Consider the following 19,382-nt stretch of genomic DNA (forward strand, 5'->3'; position numbering starts at 1 on the left):
TCCCCAGATCCGCCTCAAGATCCATACCCGGCTCCAACATCTCCGCCGGATAACCCGTCTTCTCCGCCACCACCTCCACCAACGCACCCAACACCGCACCATCAGGCACAGCAGGCGCAGCAGGCGCAGACGCGGAAACGGGAGCCGGAGCCGGAGCCGGAACAGGCTCGACAACAGCAGCCGCCTCGGCAACAACCACCACCGGCTCGGACGGCGGCTCCGCAGCCGGCGCGGTCTCCGCCGCCGGCGTCCCCTCCCGCAGCGCGTCGATCAGCAGGCGCGTCGCCCGCTCGTGGCCCGCCGTGATCGACGTGCTGTGCTGCTCGATCAGGCGCAGCGCGGCATCCGCGTCGGCGGCGCTGCCCGAGCGGACGGACTCCTCCAGCGAGCGGACCGTCCGGCGGACGGTCTCCAGGTGGGTGTCGAGGATCTCGGCCTGGAGGCCGAGCCCTTCGCGCACGACCTCGTCCAGGCCGGTCGGCACCTCCGCGGCCGCCGGAACCTGTTCCGCCGACGCCCCTGGCACCGGCTCGGCCAGCGCCTGCGCGTAGGCGGAACGCCGCGCGTCGCTCACGTAGTTGACGCCGCGCAGCGGAATCGCCATGCCCTTGCGTGCCGGTTCGGCCGGCACCGGTGCCGTGTGGTCGTCGATGCCGGCGACCGGCAGGCCGAGGATCGTGAGCTCGAGCGCGGCACGCTTGGCGGCGATCTCGCCGTCCTTGGCGGGGCCGCCGTCGACGGCGACGGTCACGACGTCCTCGCGGCCTTCGAGGATGCGGTCCACGAGGTCCGACAGCACCCGCTTGGGGCCGAACTCGACGAAGACGCGGTAGCCGTCCGCGTACATCTCCTCGATGCGGGTGGCGAAGTCGACCGGCTTGAGCAGCTGGTCGACGAGGGTGCGGCCGTTGGCGGCGGTGTCGTTCCCGTAGGAGGCGCCCGGCGCGTCGGCGTACACGGGTATGCGGGGCGCGGCAACCTCGACGCGCCCGACGGCCTCGCGGAACGCGTCGGCGGCGTGGGCGACGAAACGGGTGTGGAACGCCGCCGAGACGGGGAGCCGCTTCGCGGGGAGGCTGCCGCCGGCCTGATCGGCCACGAGCCGGTCGATCTCGGCGGTGGGGCCGCCGACGACGATCTGGCCCGGGGCGTTGATGTTGCAGACGGTCACGTCGCGGTACCGCGTGAGGGCGGCGGTCACCGCGTCGAGTTCGCCCCGCACCGCGGCCATCGCACCGGGGTCGTGGTCGGTGCCGGAGCGATCCGCCGGCGGGGCCATGGCCAGTCCGCGGGCACGGGCGAGCTCCATGAAGGCGGCGTCGTCCAGGGCCCCGGCCGCCCACAGGGCGGTCAGTTCGCCGAAGGAGTGGCCGATCGCCCCGTCGGGGCTGAAGCCGAGCTCGCGGAACCAGGCGAACTGGCCTGCCGACAGCGCTCCGATCGCGGGCTGTGCGAACTGTGTCCGCCGCAGCGCCGCCTCCTGGGCCGCGCGGGTCCCGTCGTCGAAGGCGGGCGGGGGGAACACGACCCGGCCGAGGGTCTCGGTGCCGTCGCTGAGCCGGTTGGCCCTGTCGTACGCGGCGAGGACGGGCGGCAGCGCGAGCGCCGCGCGGCGGCCCATGCCGACGTACTGGCTGCCCTGGCCCGCGAAGACGGCCGCGGTCTTCGTTCCGGCGGGCAGCGCGGAGCGGCGGTAGGTGATCCCCTTGGGGTGCTGCCACGACGGGGCCCCGGGCTTGGAACGCAGCAACTGCGCCGCCGTGGCGCGCAGTTCCTCGAACTCGGCGTCCGAGCGGGCCACGATGCCGAGCCGGGCGTCGCCCGACGGCATCCAGCCTGCGGGGTCCGGGGCCGCGCCCTCCTCCAGGCGGCGGGCGAGCGACTCGGGGTCGGCGGCGTGCCAGATGCCGGTACGGGCGACGGGTCCGAGCACGGCGGGCACGTCGGTCCCGTGCTCCTCGAGGACCATGTGGAAGTTGGTGCCGCCGAAGCCGAAGGACGAGACCGCGGCGCGGCGCTTGTCCCGGCCGGGGTCGGCGACCCAGGGGCGGGCCTCGCCGCTGACGTAGAAGGGGGTGCTCGCCGGGTCGACGGCCTCGCTGGGCTCCTCGACGTTGATGGTGGGCGGCAGGACCTTCTGGTGCAGGGCGAGCGACAGCTTGATGAGGCCGGCCGCGCCGGCGGCGGCCTTGGTGTGCCCGATCTGGGACTTGACGCTGCCGATGGCGGCGTAGCCGCGCTCGTCCTGCCCCTCCATGACGAAGGAGCCGAGCGCGGACAGTTCGGTGTGGTCGCCGACGGCGGTGCCGGTGCCGTGCGCCTCGAAGAGCTCCACGGAGCCGGGCGTGACGGCGGCGTCCTCGTAGGCCCTGCGCAGGGCGAGCTGCTGGCCCTCGGCGCGCGGGGCGTAGATGCTCTTGAAGCGGCCGTCGCTGGAGGTGCCGATGCCGCGGAGCACGGAGTAGATCCGGTCCCCGTCGCGCTCGGCGTCGGCCAGCCGCTTGAGGGCCAGCATGCCGATGCCCTCGCCGATCAGCGTCCCGTCGGCGGAGCGGTCGAAGGGCCGGATGACCTGGCTCTTGGAGAACGCCGGGGTCTTGCTGAAGCACATGTACATGAGGATCGTGTTCTCGGCGTCGCAGCCGCCGGTGATCATCATGTCGGCGCGGCCCTCGATCAGCTCGCTGACGGCGAGCTTGACCGCGGCCAGGGAGCTGGCGCAGGCGGCGTCCACGGTGCAGTTGGTGCCGCCGAGGTCGAAGCGGTTGGCTATGCGTCCGGCGACGACGTTGCCCAGCATCCCGGGGAAGGAGTTCTCCTCCCAGGGGATGTACGCCTTCTTGAAGCGGGCTGCGACCTCCTCGGCCTGGGCCTCACTGAGCCCGACGCTGCGCACGACCTCTTTGAGGACCGGAGTCTGCAGGCGCGCGGAGAGCGGCTGGGTGAGCGAGTTGGCGCCCGTGACGCCGAGGATGACACCGGTGCGCGTGGGGTCGTACCAGGTGGAGCCCTCGGTGCCCGCGTCGCGCAGCACGTCGCGGGCGACGGTCAGCGACAGCAGCTGGAGGATGTCGGTGACCTCGAGGGTGTTCGGCGGGAGGCCGAACTCCATGGGGTTGAAGGCGATCTCCGGCAGGAAGCCGCCTCGCCGGGCGTAGGTCCTGTCCTCGGCGGCGGGGTCGGGGTCGTAGTAGTCGTCGGTGTTCCAGTGGCTCGACGGGACGTCCTCTATGCAGTCCTTGGCGTCCACGATGTTGCGCCAGAATTCGCGCAGGTCGCGCGACTGGGGGAACAGGCCGGCCAACCCGACGATGGCGATGGGTGTGTCGGCCAGACGTGAGTGATGCACGACGGTCCTCTCGGTCTTGTGCGCCGGGTGTGCAGGGCACGGATCACGGTGTGTTCAAGCGACGGCCGAGCCGGCCAGCAGGCCGGAGAGCACGCCGACGGCCTCGGGGTCCCGAAGCATCGTGTAGTGGTCGCCGGGGACGTCCACCTGTCGTACGGGCAGGCCGCTGAGCCCGCTCCAGCCCAGGTCGCCACTGGCGGGCAGCAGGGAGCCGGCCGGTTTGACGAGGGTCAGGGCCCTGTCGAGCGGCGCCGGTCCGTAGGGGGCGGTGCTCCGGTTGTTGCGGGAGAGGCCGCCCTGGTACGCGGCGTACAGCTTCCGCAGTCCGGCAAGCTCGGTGCCGGGCGGCAGGACTCCCTGGGCGACGGCCGCCTCCAGCACCTGGGGCAGACCGTCCTCGGGGGCGGCGAGGCGCCGGCGCTCGTCCGCGGTGAGGCCGGGGGTGAGGGGGCGGCCGCGTTTGGCGGCGAGGTACATGGCGAACCAGTCGAGCAGCATCGCCGGTTCCATGAGCTCGTCGGTCCGCTTGAAGGCGGGGACGGGGGCGATGCTGTCGAGCAGGACGAGGTCCCGCACGGCCGCGCCCTTCCCGGCCGCGTCGAGACGGGCCGCCATCTCGAAGGCGACGACGCCGCCGAACGACCAGCCGACCAGGGTGAACGGCTCCGCGACGGCGCCCGCCGCGGCGAGCTCGTCCAGGCAGCGGGCCGCCAGGTCGGTGACCGGGACGACCGGTGCCCGGGCGTCGAGGGCCGCGGCGAGGAACTCGGGCACATTGCCGAGGTCCAGGAGGTCGAAGGCGGTGTCCTCGGGGAGCCGCCCGGCGACGGCCGACCATTCGCCGGACGCGAGCGCGCCCGGATGCACGGCGCAGACCCGGTGGGCCGCCGGGCCGTCCGGTGCGCGCAGCGTGCGCAGGACCGGACGCGGCGCGTCAGGCCGCGGTGGCATGGCGGGCGTTCTCCTCGGCGATGTGCTCCGACAGCGCGGCGATCGTCGGGTGGTACCAGAGCGCGGTCGCCTCGAGTTCGAAGCCGAGCCACTTCTCGAGCTCGCCGGCGAGGATCAGGGCCTCGGTGGAATCGAGGTCGAACTCGTCGAAGTAGCGGTCGACGTCGATCTCGGAGGGTTCGACCTCGAGCCGGATCGCGAGCTTCTCGACCAGCCAGGACTGTGCCTCTTCAGCGGTGACACGCTGCATGGGAGTACCTCTTCTCACTTCTTGATGTCGCGGGCGATGGACTCGGCGGCCTTGAGCCCGGAGACGTATCCGGCCTCGTGGGAGCCGATCAGGTCGTGGCCGATCTTCGGGGAGTGGAAGTAGGAGCCGGCGAGCTTGACCCGGCCGCCGTCGTTGACCGCGTAGATGCCGCGCTGCATGGCGCGTACGTCCAGGTCGATGACGGGGTGGGTGAAGGGCAGCTCCCGGATGACCAGTTCGTCGCGCGGGGCGATCGGGGAGTCGAGCGTGACGAAGTAGTCGTTGCGCGCGGTGAAGCCCTGGAGGGAGTTCATGTAGTACGCCACCCAGGTACGGGTGCGGCCGTCGACCGTCTTGAGCCCGTAGTTCCAGCTCTGCCAGCGGGAGCGGTCCGGCGGCATGCTGGAGGGGTCGGTGTGCAGTACGGCGCTGGTGGAGCTGTACCGGACCTTGCCCAGGATGTCGGCCTGGAGGGCGGACGGCGCTTCGAGTACGGACAGCGTCTGGTCGGCGTGCGAGGCGAGCACCGCGTAGTCGTAGCGCTCCTCGCCGTCGGCGGTCCCGACGACGACCCCGTCGGCCTCCTCGCGGACCCGGGTGACCGGACTGGAGGTGCGCACCTTGCCGTTGACGGCGGTGACGAGGCGGCGCACGTATTCGATGCTGCCGCCGGCGACGGTCTTCCAGGCGACGGAACGTCCGCCGAGGCCGCCCGGGTCGTGCGACATGAAGAAGGCGATGACCGTGGTGGCGGGCATCTCCCAGATGAGCTCGGCCGGCACCGACCAGACCGCCGTGGCCAGGAGCACCACATAGCCGTACTTGAAGGCGTCGGAGTACCCGCCGCGCTCCAGGTACTCGCCCAGCGCCATGTCGGTGCGCTTGCGCAGGAAGTCGCGTGGCGCCTCCCGGTGGAAACGCTCGGCGTCCCTCCACAGCGTCAGGAAGTCGGCCGGATAGGACCGGGCTATCTCCTCCTCCGTGAGTTCGAACTCGGCCGTCCCGTAGTCGAGACCCCGGTCGAGGTCGAAGAAGTCGAAGCCGCCCGTGTGGTCGAGGGCGGTGACGCCCAGCTCCTGGAAGAAGGCGGTCAGCTGGGGATAGGTGCGGCTGTTGAAGACCACGAAGGCGGTGTCGATGCCCAGCGTGCGGCCGTCCTCGTCGACTTCGACGGTCAGCGCGTGGCCGCCGGGCCGGTCCTCCTTCTCGTACACGGTGACTTCGACGTCGTCGGGCAGGTGGTAGGCGGCGGAGAGTCCGGAGATGCCGGCACCGACGACAGCGACTCGGGTGGTCATGGCGGGAAGCCCTTCGGCTCGAGCGGTACGCGAAGAACCGGTCGCTTTGCGCGACAGCGGCTGGAACGCAGAGGGCTGACACCTCTGAAGGCGTGAATTCGCTCACCGACCCGTGCGAACGGCGGTGTCGGGTCGGGCGTGGAAGGACCGTAGGGCGGTGCTCGGACGAGGGTCAATCACCGCATCACGGATGCTCCTCGCCCCATCGGGATGGCCGATGGGGCCGGTGACCGGTGTCCGGATCCGTACGGTCGGGGGCTCGCGGGCGTGATCAGGCCAACCCTGCCCGTTCCCGGAAGTTCACGCGCGAAGGTTGTCCGGAAGAGCTCCCCGGGGGACTCATGTGGATGAGACGGGCTCCGCCTGCCGTCCCCGCCTGTTCCATGTCGAAGAGGAGAGAGCCTCCATGCCCACCATTCCCTGGATGCCCGGGGCCGCCGCCGACAGGCCCGCCGACTCGGGCGAGGCAGTGGTTATGGCGTCCAAGCTCCAAGTGAAGTCCCTGCTGAGCGTCCCGCGTTTCTTCCTGCTGTCTCTGGTGATCTGGAAGCAGGTGCGCTCGGCACCGGGTGTGGTCGGCGCCTCGCTGCGCGCCGAGCCGCTGAAGAAGACCTTCTGGACGCTGTCGGCGTGGGACAGCCAGGAGTCACTGGACACCTTCTCGCGTTCCGACCCGCACGCCCGGATCGTCGCCAGGCTGCGCAAGGTGATGGACCACTCGGTGTTCGTCTTCTACCCGGCCGGCCAGGACAGCCTGCCCGCCGACTGGGACGACGCCATCGCACGACTGGCCCGTAAAGGGGCGGCCAAGTGAGTGCTCCGACCGGCGAGTTGTCCTCCGCCGCGCCGCCGAAGCCGGTCATCGAACACGGCAGGTGGGTGCTGGCGGCCGCCTGCCTCGGCCTGTTCATGTCGTTCATCGAGGTGACGGCGGCGATCTCGACGCTGCGCGCGCTGCAGGTCGACATGCAGGTCGCCCCGGCCGACCTGAGCTGGGTGTCCAGCATGTACACCCTGGTCGTGGCCGCCTGCGTGCTGTCCGGCGGTGCGCTGGGTGAGCGTTTCGGCAGGCGTCGCGTGTTCGTCATCGGTGTGGTCGCCCTGGCGGCCGGTTCCCTGGTGGTGGCGAGCGCGAGCGGCTATCCGCAGGTTCTCGTCGGGCGCGCGATCAGCGGCGTCGGCGGCGCCCTGGTGCTGCCGACGTCGCTGGCCATCATCACCACGACGTTCTTCGTCGACCTGCCGCGCATGCTGCGCTACATCACCATCTGGGTGTCGGTGTCCGGGATCGGGCTGGCCGTCGGCCCGCTGCTGGGCGGGGCGCTGCTGAATCTCTTCGACTGGCCGGCGGTCTACCTGGTGAACACGCCGGTCGCCGTGGTCACCGTGGCCGTCACGCTGTACGCGGTGAAGGAGTCCTCCGTGCCGGACCGGCCGCTGGACCTCTGGGGCCAGTGCCTGTCCGTGGTGGGCCTCGGCACACTCGTGTACGGGATCGCGGTCGGCGGCCGGACGGGGTACGACGACCCGTCGGTGATGGCCGCCCTCCTGGTCGCCGTGGTGTCGCTGACCGCGCTGGTACTGGTGGAACGGCGCGCGGCCATGCCCATGCTGGACGTGCGGATGATGGGCTCCGTGCGGGTGTCGGCGACGCTGGTCGTGGCGGCGAGCGCGCTGTTCACCTTCGTCGGCGTCGTCTTCCTCGAAGTGCTGTTCCTCCAGCGGGTCCAAGGGGCGGAGCCGCTGGACACCGGTGTCCAGCTGCTGCCCGCGATGGTCTCGTTCGTCCTGGCCACGCTGGTGGCGCAGCGCATCGCCGCGAAGGTGGGCCCGGGACGGCTGCTGGCCGCCGGTTCCCTGGTGGCCGGTGTGGCCGCGGTCGTGCTCGTCGGACAGCGGCCGGACAGCGCGTACGGGGTCACGGCCCTCGGCCTGACGCTGCTGGGCCTCGGCAGCGGACTGGTGGTGGCGCCCTCGACGGCCGCCGCGTTCGCCGTCGTGGAGCCGGCGCAGATGGGCTCCGCGTCCAACGCCGTGACCGCGTTCCGGCAGGTCGGCTCCGTCCTGGCGACGTCCGTCCTCGGCGCCGTACTGGCCATGCGCTTCGTCGGTACGCTGCCGGACGAGCTGGCGGCGGCCCAGGTGCCGCCGGACATGGCCGCCGCGGTCGTCGACGTCGCCCGCAGCGGCGGCAACGGCGACGGCCGTTCCACGGCCGAGGTGACCGAGGCCGTCAACGCGTCGTTCACCGCGGGCATCCATACCGGACTGTGGGTCGTGGCAGGGGTGTCGTTCATGGCCCTGCTGCTGTCCCTCGTGTTCCTCACCCGCGCGACGCCGGGGAAGAAATAGCGCTTCGCCCCTTGGGTTCGGACGGCCGCCGGGAAGGGCCGTCCACCAGCAGCCGCGCCCGGTGCCGATCGCACCGGGCGCGCTGCTGGTTCGGGGTGCTTGCCGGGTCCACGTCGCCTTGGGTTCAGGAGGCGAGCAGCTCCCCAAGACGGCGGCGGGCGAACTCGACGAACGGGACGCTCGGCAGGAGCCGGCACTCCGCCGCCCCGATCGTCCTCCTCCGCACCTCCTCACCGGGCCGCCCTTCGTACAGGTCCTCGTACGCGGCGCCGACGGCCGGGAAGAAGCGGCCGTTGTCGTCCCCGACGTCCTCGGTCTCCACCCACACCCGCTCCCCGTCCACGAGATACGGGAAGCGGCGTCGCTTGCGGCGGTGCCCGGGGACCAGGCCCTCCGCATGGTGGAGGAAGGAGTTGCGGTTGTGCCCCACTCCCAGCAGCAGGATCCGGGCGTCGAGCGCCAGGAGCGCGGCGAACGGGGACGACCCGCCCACCGCGTGACCCAGCGTCTGCACTGCCGTGACGCGCTCCGCGTCCGGTCCGATCGCGGCGACGGACACCTGCGGGTGCGCGCTGCGCAGTCGCCCGGGAAGGGCCAGGACCGCGTTCGGAATCGCGCCCATCTCCGTCGGCATGCCGGGACGGAACAGCGGAACCCGTTCACGGGCCGCTGCCGCCTCGGCGTCGAGGTGCGCGGCGTCGGGGCACGGGTCGGCGACCGACGGCGTGAACGCCGGTACGGCGAGCGTCCCCTCGGGGCCCAGCGCCGATCTCAGCGCCGCGACCACGGCCGGCGCCCCGCCCTCGACATGCCCGAGCCGGGACAGCGAGGCATGGACGACGACCACCGTCCCGCGCCGCACACCGAGTGCCCTGAACTCGTCCACGAGCAGGCGTTCGTCGAGTTTCCGCATCGCGCGGGCTCCTTCACTGGGGAGTCGCCACCGGCTTTGCGCCCTGCCGCGCGGAGGTCCCGGCGCCCGGTACCGGGACGTCCGGTGAGCCTTCGCCCGCCGAGGCGGGCGTCGTCGTGCGGCGCGTTCCCGGCCGGGGCAGCACGAGCCCGGCCATTCCGGTGGTCACGACGGCCATGCAGACCATCATCGTGAACATCCGGGTGTCGAGTATGCCCATGCTGAGCCCCGCGTTGAGGATGATCAGCTCGGTCAGCCCACGGGTGTTCATGAGGAACCCGAGCACCGTGCTGTCCCGCCAGCCCAGCCCCCGGGCACGCGCCACCGCCATCGTGCCGGCGAGTTTGCCGGCGCACGCCACCGCCAGAACGGCCAGGAACTCCGCCAGCCCCGCGCCGCCCAGTCCCGCGACGTCGACCGTCAGACCCGTGGCGATGAAGAAGACGGGCAACAGCAGGCCGCTGACGTGCTGGAAGGGCACCTCGAGTGCTTCCTTCACCGCGGGACGCACGGTGCGCGGCATGGCCAGGCCGAACGCGAAGGCTCCGAAGATCGTCTCGAGTCCGATCCACTGCGCCGTCCAGGCGGCGGCGAACACTCCGGCGGCGACCACGGGAAGCCCCACCGTCGTCAGCCTTCCCGCCCGCGCCGCCCGTTCCAGCACGCGGCGCAGGACCGGCCTGACAACCAGGGCCAGGACGAGGACGGCGACGGCGGACCACCCCGCGACCGACAGCAGCTGCGAGTAGCCGCCGGAGACCGCCATGACGGACACGGCGACGAGCATGCACCAGGCGAGGATGTCGCCGACCGCCGCCGCGGCCACGGCCAGGAATCCGACCGTCGTCCCGCCGAGCCGGTTGTCGGACACGATCCGGGCCAGTACGGGGAAGGCGGTGATCGCCATGGCCGTGCCGACGAACAGGACGAACGTGGTCCGGTCCACGGGCTGCCCGCCCGCAGAGGAATGGGATCCGTGGAGCCAGAGCGCGAGCAGTCCTCCGGTGGCGAAGGGCACCGCGATACTCGCCACCGACAGGGCCGCGACGGTCCCTCCGCTGCGCCGTAACCTGCCGAGATCGATGTCCCAGCCGATCAGGAACATGAACAGCAGGATCCCGACCTGCGCGATGGCGGTGAGGGCCGCCCGTGTCTCGTCGGGAAAGAGCAGGCCCGGCAGATCGCCCGGGAGGAGCCCCAGCAGGCTGGGGCCGAGTGCGATGCCGACCAGGATCTCGGCCGTGACCGCGGGTTGGCGAAGTCGCTGCATGACGGGCCGCAGCAGCGCCCCGAGCACAAGGATGATCGACAGGGCCGCGATGGTCTGGGCGATCGCGGGCGTGGCGTGGGTCATGGTCTTCCTTCTCGGAGTGTGAGACGGGCGGCAGCCGGCTCAGGCTCCGGGGCGGCAGGAGGATCCGGCCGTGCGAGGGTGGCGTCCGTGTAGTCCGGAAGCCCGTTCCAGCTGAAGCGCGCGTCGACGCCGGCACCGAGCCCGGCGGCGTTGACGCAGTCCCAGAGCGGGATCACCGGCAGGTCCGCGAAGAGCACGGCCTGCGCCCGTGCCGCCCAGCCTTGTGCCTCGGCGTCGTCCGCCGCCCGCCGGGCAGCGGCCAGGGCGTCCTCGAACTCACGGCTCCGGTAGCCCGTCTCGTTGGCCGCCGATCCACTCGCGAACTGGGCCTGGAGGAAGGACAGCAGCGACGGGTAGTCGCCTCGCCAGCCGGTGCGGAACGCGGTGCGCAGGGTTCCGGACGACACCGCGTCCCGGACGTCCTTGAAGGTCGGCAGCGTGATCAGCTCGATGTCGATGCCGAGGGTCGTACGCCACTGTTCGGTCACCTCGCGCAGCCAGTCCTCGTGACCGCCGTCCGCGTTGCAGGTGATCCGGAAGGGGCCTTCCCAAGGGGCTACAGCGTCGGCACGCGCCCAGAGCTCCCGTGCCGCGGCCGGATCGTGGACCAGCGCCTCCGAGCCGGGAAGGCCGGACCGGAAGCCGGGGAGGGTGTGGGCGGTGAAGTCCTCGGCCGCGCGTTTGGTGCCCCGGAAGACGCGCTGGACGACCCGGTCCCGGTCGAGAGCACGGGACAGCGCCGCCCGGCGCAGAGCGCCTTCCGCCCCGCTGAACCGCGGCAGCGAATACGGCACGGCCAGCGCCTTGTTCAGGGCGACGGGGCGGTCGACGGCACGGTCGAGCTCCGTCCGGTAATCGGCGATCCGGCTGTCGGGGATGCTGTCGAGGATGTCGAGGCGGCCGGCGAGCAGGTCCTCGTAGGCGCGTTCCAGATCCTCGTAGAAGACGAACGACAGGCCCGCGTTGCGTGCCCGGCGGGGGCCCTGATGTCCCTCGCGCGGGACGAGGTCGTACCGGTCGCCGTCCGTCCGGCTGCCCGGCGCCGGACGGTACGGCCCGTTGCCCACCGGGTTCCTCCCGAACTCCTCGGGCCCCGACTCGAAGAAGACCGGAGGCAGCGGGGCGAACGGGGTGAAGCCGAGCGAGAGCAGGAAGTCCCGGTCGGGTTCACGGAGCCGGACGGTGAAGGTCAGGTCGTCCAGCACGGTGAGCCCGCTCAGCCGCGGGCAGGAGCCGTCCCCGTCCGGGACGTAGCCGTCGATGGGCGCGAAGACGGACCTCTGGGCCTGCCGGTTGGCCGGGTCGGCACCGTAATTCCAGGTCCGGACGTAGTCGTGGGCGGTCACCGCGCTGCCGTCGGAGAAGGTCCAGCCCGGCCGCAGGGCGACGGTCCAGGTGCGCCCGTCGTGCCGCCTGAGGGACTCCAGCATCGCGGGCACCGGGACGCCGTCCACCGTGTACACGTACAGGCCGGTGAACAGCAGATCCAGGATGCGGTTTCCGTACCCTTCGATGGTGTCCGTGGGCACCAGCGGCCGCTGGGGGCGTCCGCCGTTGACCCTGATCAGGCGGGGGCTCATCGCGTCGTCGCCTTCTGCGCGGGCGGCTCGGCCACATCCGTGCGGCGCTCCGCCCGCAGACGGGGCGCCAGGCCGGCGGCCAGGCTGGCGAGGCCGGCCAGCACGAACCCGAGGTGCACCCCTTCCACGGGGACCAGGCCGGCCAGGCCCAGCCCCAGCGCGGACACCGCGATCTTCACTCCCGCCATCGTGACGAAGACGGAGGCCCGCAGGTGTTCGGGAGACGCGTCCCTGCGGACCGCGAACGAGACGGTGTTGAGAACGGACTGGCATGCGCCGACGGCGAGGAACGCCACCACCGCGCCCCACACCCCGGCGAAGGGAACGGCGGCGATGAAGACGCCGCTGACCACGGCGCAGAAGCGGGCGGTGCGCATCACGTCCCAGGCGAGCGGGCGGACGACGAAGTACAGCGCGGTCAGCAGCGCGCCCACACCTGTTGCCGCGATCAGCAGCGGCCCCACCGATCCCGGCAGCCCCTCGCTGCGGGCGAACGTGGTCGCGAGGACGAGGAGACTCCCCAGCCCGAACGCGTTGCCGTACGTGATGATCGTGATGTCGCGCAGGTCCTTGGTACGCGCGATGGTCCCGAGGACCTTCGCGATCGACGTGCCGGCGCGGTCCGCGGCGGGCGCGGGTTCCAGCGGCAGCCGGGTGACGAGCAGGGCAGCCCCCGCGGCCAGTGCGCAGAGCACTCCGACGGTGGCCTGCGCGGAGACGGCGGTGGCCACGGCTCCGACGACGGAGTTCCCCACGCTGCTGCTGATCGCGTAGGTGAGCGAGTCCCCCGACTGTGCCCGGCGCTGCGCCGCCCGCGTCTCGGGTACGAGGCTGCCGAGCCAACTGCTCAGCCCGCCCGTGAAGATGGGCCCCAGAAAACCGGCGACGGCCAGGGCACAGGCGGCCAGGACCACATCGCCCCGCTGGATGAGCAGCCCCGCGGCGCCGAAGAGTACGGCGAAGAGGGCGAAGGAGCCCGCGAGCGCCACGCGCGGCGACCTCACCAGCGACATCACCCGCGCGGACAGCGGCCCGAACATGTGGGGCACGGTGATGCACGCCGCCAGCAGCGCCGACGCCGCCACTCCGTCGGACTTCTGCGCGAGCAGCACGACGGCCGCGGCCGAGCCGGCGTCCGCCGTGCGGATCGCGACGGCGGAGCTGTAGTAGGCGGCGACCGCCCCGCGGGGTGACGGTGCGCGCGCGGTGTCCGCGGCCTGGGTCATGTCGGAGCCTTTCTGCGCGGGTACGGTCGGTCGTCGCGGACGTCTTGGGCACCGCCGGGTCGTGGACGTCAGACGGCGGTGACAGGAACGAGCAGCCGGTGCTGGGCGCACCAGCGGGACAGCTCGTCGAAGGTCTTGCTCTCGTCCTCGTCGCCCTGGAAACCGACGACGAACTGCTGGATCGCGTCGATGCTCGACGTGGCGCCGCCGTGCGGCTGCCCCATCCGGCCCGTGACGTCGTACTCGAGCACACCGGGCAGGTCGCACCGGTCCGGGAGCCCGAGGAGCCTGCCCTCGGGCGAGGACTCCAGGTACCAGCCGTACCGGCCCGCCGGCTGCGCGGGGAGCTCCGGCAGGACCTCGTCGGCGAGACCGCACTGCATCAGGGCGTGGGCGCGGAACATGTCGGCCCCGTAGGCGAGCTTCCAGCAGGGGCCGACACCGGCGCCGCCGCCGCGAGCGGCGATCTCGCAGAACCGGACCCGACCGTTCTCCTCGAGGAAGAACTCCGCGTGGAACGGGCTGCCCCCGGTGTCCGGGAGCGTCGCCAGCACGGTGCGGACGGCCTCGGTGAGCAGTCCGTGGGCCGGGGCGGACGGGGGCACCATCGCCGAGGTCAGCGGACGTGCCTGCTGATAGCCGAGGGTGCTGCCGCCGTACCGGGAGACGGTGATGCCGTACGCCTCGTTCCCGATGGTCAGACCGTCCACGTGGTACATGTCGCCGGCCGCGAACTCCTGGACCAGCACCGGGGCGCCCAGCGTCACAGGGTGCGTGCCGAGCCAGTCGTCCAGGGCCGTGTCGTCCCGGAGCACCACGGTGTCCTTCGAGCCCGCCCCGTCGACAGGCTTCACCACCACCGGTGTGCCCAGCGAGCGGACGGCCTCCCGCACCTCGAAGCCGTCGGCCGCGACGGCGAAGGACGGCACGTCCACGGCACCCTGGAGCAGCTCGTACATCCGGTGCTTCAGCCGGAACGCCTCGGCGGAGCACACGTCCTGACCGGTCGTCACGCCGAGCAGTCCGCGCAGCCTGGCGGCGACGATCAGGCCGCGCTCGTCCAGACACACGACGTGCCGCACGCCGTACCGCGCGTGCCATTGCTCCGCCTGGCGCACCGTGGTCCAGTCGCCGAACAGGTCGTCGACCCAGATCCACTCCTCCGCGAGGGCGGCGCTCTCGACGAAGGCCTTGTAGTGCTTCTGGTTCGTGGCGTTGCGCGAGGCGATCAGGACCACGCGGAACCGGTCCGCGAGCCAGCGCACCACGGGCAGGGCGTGCAGATCGAAGCCCGTCAGGACGAGAACGGTGTCGCGGCTCACGGAGCCACCTCCAAAGCGATTCGGGACACGGCCCGACTCAGGAGCAGCTCCAGCTCGTCCGCGGTACCACCGCGGACGACGAGGAAGCCGTCGAGGTCGACCGAGGAGATCTGACGGGTGCCGGCGGACCGCCGGTGCACCCGCTCGAGAGCCCTGTGCGGTTCGGGGACACAGGAACGGACCAGCGCCGGATCGAAGGACTTGGGAATGCCGACCCAGCCCGTCACGCCGCTGCCCTCGGGGGCCGGGCCCTCGGGCGCCTTGCCGAAGGTCGCGTCCAGGAGCAGATCGAACGTGCTGACGCCGAAGTAGGCGTCCACCTGGTCGACGATGCCCAGGCCGCCCGGCCGGGCGGCGACCTCGCAGAGCACCGGGCCCCGCGAGGTCACGAACACCTCGCAGTGGAAGTAGGAGTGCGCGCCGCCGCCCAGCAGGCCGAGCACGTCGAGCACCCGCCCTGTGAAGCCACGGAGCTCCACCGCGCGCGGGGAGTCCGGATCGATCATCGCCGTGGACAGCGGTGCGCCGAACTCCAGGATGTCGCTGCGGTAGCGGCTGACCGTCTGGAGAAAGACCCTGCCGTCCAGGACCAGGCCGTCCACATGGCACAGCTCCCCGTCGACGAACTCCTCCGCCTCCATGTGCGCCGGGGTGTAGAAGGCGTGCCGCAGCCCTCCGGCCAGCAGCGCGCGCAACGCGGTCTCGTCCCGCACCACGCGCGTGCCCACCGAGCCCCCGCCGAGGCGGGGTTTGACCACGAAGGGGAAGCCGAAGTCCCGTGCCGCGGACAGCAGGTCGAGACCTGTCTCCACCGTTCGGTACCGGGGCACGCTCACCCCGGCGTCCGCCAGGCGGTCCTTCATCGCGGCCTTGTCGCGGAACAGCCGGGCGGCCGCCGGCCACAGGCCGGCGATGCCGTAGCGCTCCCGGAGCAACGCGGCACGCATGATGTCCACCTCGGACAGGGCGATCACCCCGGCACAGCCCTGTTCCTCGACGATGCGTGCCGCGTCGTACTCCACCAGGCTGTTGACGTCGTAGTCCTCGTACACGGTCACCCGCTCCGGGGCGACGCCTCCCGTGGTGACGGAGGCGAGGCTCTTCTCCGGGTGGCACAACAGCCTCATGTCCACCCGGCCGGCGAGCCGCTCGTACCCGAACTGTGTGAGCGGGTGCCGGCAGAGCGCGATCCCGGTCGCCATCAGCCCCCCAACTGCAGCGCGTAGGCGTAGTCGGAGACGAAGTCGTCGAGCGACTTGGCATACCGGTCGTCACCGGTGAGGACCTTGGCGATGCGGCGGCTGTACTCCAGGGCCGTGTCGTGCATCGAGTAGTACATGTCCCAGCCCCACAGGCCCGCGAAGAAGCGGCCGTGCTCCTCGAAGTGGATGTCCGGCAGGAAGGTCGTCCACTCGAAGGACTCCACCGGGGAGCGCAGAGCCGGAGAGCCGCCGATGAGGTCGATGACGACGGCTCCGACGGGGACGTCCCGCTCGGCGTTCCGCCGGGTGATGATGTACTCCGTCTCGCCCGGCGTCTCCGCCCCGTTGACGATCAGCTGTGCCGAAGCCAGCCGACCCGGCAGCTCGTCGGGCGTCGTCTGGGGCCTGCCCAGCACGGTGAACTCGACACGCCGGTCGCGGAGATGCTCGAAGGCGCCCATGGAGCAGTTGCCGTAGCCCAGGACGATGACCTCGGGGGTCCGCCCGGCGTTCCGGGAACGGTAGAGGTCCAGGCCGTACTTGGTCCCCCCGATGCCGACCTCCCGGATCTGGCCGATGGCGCGCACGGGCTTGCCGCGCTCCTCGGCCAGCAGACCGTCACGGCCGGCGGGAAGATCCCCTTCGCCAAGTCGGTACGGGGCGCCCACCGCCGGCACGAGGTCGGTGACCCCGTCGCCGACGGTCAGCACGGCCGATCCGGAGACGGCCGCCCGGGACTGCTCCGCGCCCGCCGTGTCGGTGCAGCGGACCCGGACCGGCTTGCGCCCGTAGCGCATCAGCGCCCGCAGCAGGCCGTTGACGTACTCCTGCGGCGCCGACGGGTCGAGCATGACCTCCGGTTCGGGCCCCAGGGCGCCCGCGTCCACCCCGGACCCCGCGGCGATGCCGGCCAGGTACCCGTCCGACGGCTCCTGCGGGTCGGTCACCGTCTCCATGCCGACGAGCCGGACTCCCTTGTCCCGCAGCAGGCGCTCCCGCTCCGGGAAGCAGTACAGGTGCCCCATGGAGAACAGCGTGGTCCCGTAGGACAGCCACGCCACCTCGGCGGCCGACGGCCCCTTGAGCTTGACCACGAGGTCCTTGCCGCCGTAGCAGGAGGGGTAGGGCTCGACCCGTGCCCCCTCCAGCTCGTACTGGCGGTCCAGGTAGCCGATGCCCTCGCCCAGGCTCTGCTGGATGACGACGTCGAACCCGCGGTCGACGTAACGGCGTACGTCCTGGGGAACCAGGGTGGCGCGCAGGTCGTGCCCGCCCGGGTTCTCCTCGCAGTCGCTCTCCTTGGCGAAGAGGATCGTTGTCATGCCCGATCCCCTCCTCAGTCCGTGTAGACGGCGTTGGTCGTCTCGTAGGACTTCTCCTCCAGCCAGTCCTTGAGGCTGGCGAGGGTCAGGTTGACGATGATCCGCTCCACACCCTCGGTCTGGATCGGGACGGTGCGGTGCAGGGTGGTGTCCGTCTTGAAGACGTACGACTCACCGGCCTCGTGGTGATAGGTGCGGATGGTGCCGCCCGCGAGGTTCTCGTGCACGGCCGGGTTCTTCTTGTCCCAGACGGTGTGCGGCACGGCCTGGAGCATGCCGCCGTGCTCGATGGAGGGAGCCTCGGCGATGAAGATGAAGGCGAACTCGTGGTCGCCCCAGTGCCATCCGTGCGTGTCGCCCACGCGGCTCTGGTGGGTGCCGGTGATCTTCTCGTCCTCGAAGGAGGCGTCGAGGACCGGCGTCCCGACCACCGTGGAGAGCACGGAGCGGAACTCGACCGAGTTGTACAGCGCCGTGAACAGCTTGCTCTGCTCCTGGAACAGCGAGTTGGGCAGGCTGCCCAGCCTGCGGGGGGTGTCACCGGTGACGGGGACGGTGATGTCGATCCGCCGGGTGTTGAGGTCCGCCAGCCGGCGCGCCTCCGCCCGCAGCTCGGAGATCAGCTCGGCCGGCAGCAGCGCCGTGGTGCGGGCGTAGTGCTCGGCCGAGTACTGCCGCTTGGCGGCCGTCAGCTTCTCGTCGAGGGTGAGCCGGTGCCGGGCGATCATCCGGTCGATGCGGGCGACCTCGTCGGTGTCGACGTGGGGGCCGGGGACGTTCCCGTGGGCGAGCAGCGCGGCGGCGGCATCGCGCATGGTCATGGCGGGGGATACGGCTTCGATCGTCATGAGCATTCTCCTTGTGCCAGATGTGTGTTGGTGCAGGGAGGAATTGCCGAAAAGAGAAACCGGTACGCGGGCTTTCACAGCGAATGCTGCTCAAAGCCCCCGCATCGCTGGATCTTCGGCGCCCCGGGCGTCATTGCCCGAATACGCGTGGTCGGGGTCGTGCGCGTGAATTCTCGACAGATCGATCTCGTACTGCTCGAGCGCGGACGACCGCGCCGGGCCCTGATCAGGAGGGGTAATGCGCTCGTCGCTCACACCATTTCCTTCGAGGCCCGGCCGGCCCAGCGGGCCAGCACTTCCTGGACGTCACCTTGGCTCAGCTCGCTGCTGAGCCGGCTGATCTCGGCAGGTCTGCGCACGGACAGAACCGGACGGCATCCCCATGTCACAAGGACCGTGCCGTCCTGGCGCTCCTGGAATCCATAGAACGAAGTACCGCTCATGGCACCTCCTGTGCCATCGGTTTTCGTCACTCGACGGTCTTTTCGCAACGACGGGTAAATCATGCGGTCGGGCCACCATCGACAAAAAGGGGGATCCGGGGACCACAATCGGCCAGGCATCAACAGGACAGCACCCGGTTCCGGTGAAATCCGGCGGATGCGAATCCTCCGCCGGGAATCGAGCGGCGTCGCCGGGCGCGCCGTGACATCGTGGTGCCATGACCATCGACGTTCGCCCTGCTTCGGTCTTCGAGGATGTCCGGACCCTGCTCGGTCCGAAGTCACCCGGCGCGAACGTCTGCTGGTGCCTGAGCTACCGGATCCCGTCCAAGCTCAACAACGAGCTCCGCGGCCCGGCCCGCGGCGAGTACGTCGCCGAGCTGTGCCGCACCGGTCCCCCTCCGGGCGTGCTCGCCTACGACGGCGACGAACCGGTCGGCTGGGCGGCCGTGGCACCGCGCTCGGACACGTCCTTCGCGCGCAACCGCAAGATCCCGCACGTCGACGACCTGCCGGTCTGGTCGCTGTGGTGCGTCCGTGTGCGCCCCGGTCACCGCAAGCAGGGGATCTCGCACGCCCTCATCGCCGGTGCCGTCGAATTCGCCCGCGCCCACGGCGCCCCGGCGGTCGAGGCGTACCCCCTCGACAACGGCGGCGCCAAGGTCGACCTGACGATGGCGTACGCCGGGATCCGGAAGAACTTCGAGCGTGCCGGCTTCACCAAGGCCGCCGACACCACCTCCGTGCTGGCCGGGCACCCCCGGATCCTGATGCGCCTCGACCTGCGCTGACCTCTGCCATCGGCACACCGGCACACCGGCACAGGCACCGGCACCGCTCGGCACCACAGAAACGGGGGCGCCTGAAGGCCGAGCACTGCGGGCCGCCCCGCGACCGCGGCCGGCCGGCGACCGCTCAAGGTGCCGACGCGACGAAATCGCGTGCAACCTTCTTCCGTGATCAACAGTCGGA

Annotated in this window: 17 protein-coding genes; 3 read left to right on the forward strand and 14 right to left on the reverse strand. The window is 71.4% G+C overall.

Translation table 11 applies throughout. The features are described 5' to 3' along the window. From AB0K36_RS14100 to AB0K36_RS14115, 4 genes are all read right to left on the reverse strand, one after another. Positions 1–3,349 (reverse strand): beta-ketoacyl synthase N-terminal-like domain-containing protein (locus tag AB0K36_RS14100; RefSeq protein WP_364592953.1); only part of this gene is annotated, 3,349 nt, incomplete at its 3' end. 54 nt (positions 3,350–3,403) lie between these two features. Continuing rightward, entirely contained in the window at positions 3,404–4,300 is an 897-nt protein-coding gene (locus AB0K36_RS14105) for a thioesterase domain-containing protein (protein ID WP_364592956.1), read from the reverse strand. Continuing rightward, a complete protein-coding gene (locus AB0K36_RS14110; protein WP_005314310.1) occupies positions 4,284–4,550 on the reverse strand; it encodes an acyl carrier protein in 267 nt (88 codons plus the stop codon). Before AB0K36_RS14110 ends, AB0K36_RS14105 begins: the two co-directional genes overlap by 17 nt. A 14-nt stretch (positions 4,551–4,564) precedes the next feature. After that, positions 4,565–5,848, reverse strand: coding sequence for an NAD(P)/FAD-dependent oxidoreductase (locus AB0K36_RS14115; protein ID WP_189470538.1), 1,284 nt, complete (start codon positions 5,846–5,848; stop codon positions 4,565–4,567). A gap of 406 nt (positions 5,849–6,254) precedes the next feature. Here AB0K36_RS14115 and AB0K36_RS14120 point away from each other — a divergent pair, with 406 nt between their 5' ends. Next, positions 6,255–6,662: a DUF3291 domain-containing protein gene (locus AB0K36_RS14120; protein ID WP_189470540.1), complete on the forward strand. Its 408-nt coding sequence runs from the start codon at positions 6,255–6,257 to the stop codon at positions 6,660–6,662. Next, the gene (locus AB0K36_RS14125; RefSeq protein ID WP_364592961.1) at positions 6,659–8,200 is read left to right on the forward strand and encodes an MFS transporter; all 1,542 of its coding nucleotides are present in this window, start codon (positions 6,659–6,661) and stop codon (positions 8,198–8,200) included. The genes AB0K36_RS14120 and AB0K36_RS14125 overlap by 4 nt, the downstream gene beginning before the upstream one ends. A 124-nt stretch (positions 8,201–8,324) precedes the next feature. On the opposite strand, the gene AB0K36_RS14130 is transcribed toward AB0K36_RS14125, so the two are convergent. The 10 genes from AB0K36_RS14130 to AB0K36_RS14175 form a co-directional block, all read right to left on the reverse strand. After that, on the reverse strand, positions 8,325–9,113 hold the full coding sequence (locus AB0K36_RS14130; RefSeq protein ID WP_364592964.1) for an AAC(3) family N-acetyltransferase: 789 nt from the start codon (positions 9,111–9,113) through the stop codon (positions 8,325–8,327). A 13-nt stretch (positions 9,114–9,126) separates the two neighbouring features. Then, positions 9,127–10,467 (reverse strand): cation:proton antiporter, encoded by a 1,341-nt coding sequence (locus tag AB0K36_RS14135; RefSeq protein WP_364592967.1) that lies wholly within the window; start codon positions 10,465–10,467, stop codon positions 9,127–9,129. Next, positions 10,464–12,047 (reverse strand): peptide ABC transporter substrate-binding protein, encoded by a 1,584-nt coding sequence (locus AB0K36_RS14140; protein ID WP_364592970.1) that lies wholly within the window; start codon positions 12,045–12,047, stop codon positions 10,464–10,466. The genes AB0K36_RS14135 and AB0K36_RS14140 overlap by 4 nt, the downstream gene beginning before the upstream one ends. Next, a complete protein-coding gene (locus AB0K36_RS14145; RefSeq protein ID WP_364592973.1) occupies positions 12,044–13,273 on the reverse strand; it encodes an MFS transporter in 1,230 nt (409 codons plus the stop codon). The genes AB0K36_RS14140 and AB0K36_RS14145 overlap by 4 nt, the downstream gene beginning before the upstream one ends. A 68-nt stretch (positions 13,274–13,341) precedes the next feature. Then, complete coding sequence (locus AB0K36_RS14150; RefSeq protein WP_364592974.1) at positions 13,342–14,595, reverse strand: ATP-grasp domain-containing protein; 1,254 nt, start codon at positions 14,593–14,595, stop codon at positions 13,342–13,344. Beyond that, complete coding sequence (locus tag AB0K36_RS14155; RefSeq protein ID WP_364592976.1) at positions 14,592–15,797, reverse strand: ATP-grasp domain-containing protein; 1,206 nt, start codon at positions 15,795–15,797, stop codon at positions 14,592–14,594. Before AB0K36_RS14155 ends, AB0K36_RS14150 begins: the two co-directional genes overlap by 4 nt. Beyond that, the gene (locus AB0K36_RS14160) at positions 15,797–17,119 is read right to left on the reverse strand and encodes a hypothetical protein (RefSeq protein ID WP_364592978.1); all 1,323 of its coding nucleotides are present in this window, start codon (positions 17,117–17,119) and stop codon (positions 15,797–15,799) included. Before AB0K36_RS14160 ends, AB0K36_RS14155 begins: the two co-directional genes overlap by 1 nt. 14 nt (positions 17,120–17,133) lie before the next feature. Continuing rightward, positions 17,134–17,967 (reverse strand): HalD/BesD family halogenase, encoded by an 834-nt coding sequence (locus AB0K36_RS14165; RefSeq protein ID WP_189470556.1) that lies wholly within the window; start codon positions 17,965–17,967, stop codon positions 17,134–17,136. A 90-nt stretch (positions 17,968–18,057) separates the two neighbouring features. Continuing rightward, positions 18,058–18,222: a hypothetical protein gene (locus tag AB0K36_RS14170; RefSeq protein ID WP_364592980.1), complete on the reverse strand. Its 165-nt coding sequence runs from the start codon at positions 18,220–18,222 to the stop codon at positions 18,058–18,060. Continuing rightward, entirely contained in the window at positions 18,219–18,410 is a 192-nt protein-coding gene (locus tag AB0K36_RS14175) for a hypothetical protein (RefSeq protein ID WP_364592983.1), read from the reverse strand. The genes AB0K36_RS14170 and AB0K36_RS14175 overlap by 4 nt, the downstream gene beginning before the upstream one ends. A gap of 218 nt (positions 18,411–18,628) precedes the next feature. On the opposite strand from AB0K36_RS14175, the gene AB0K36_RS14180 reads away from it, so the two are divergent. Further along, positions 18,629–19,201 carry a GNAT family N-acetyltransferase gene (locus AB0K36_RS14180; protein WP_364592986.1) on the forward strand — a complete coding sequence of 191 codons (573 nt, stop codon included), beginning with the start codon at positions 18,629–18,631 and terminating at the stop codon, positions 19,199–19,201. The last annotated feature ends 181 nt before the right edge of the window (positions 19,202–19,382 follow it).

The organism is Streptomyces kurssanovii (assembly GCF_040677245.1).
GTDB classification, from domain to species: domain Bacteria; phylum Actinomycetota; class Actinomycetes; order Streptomycetales; family Streptomycetaceae; genus Streptomyces; species Streptomyces kurssanovii.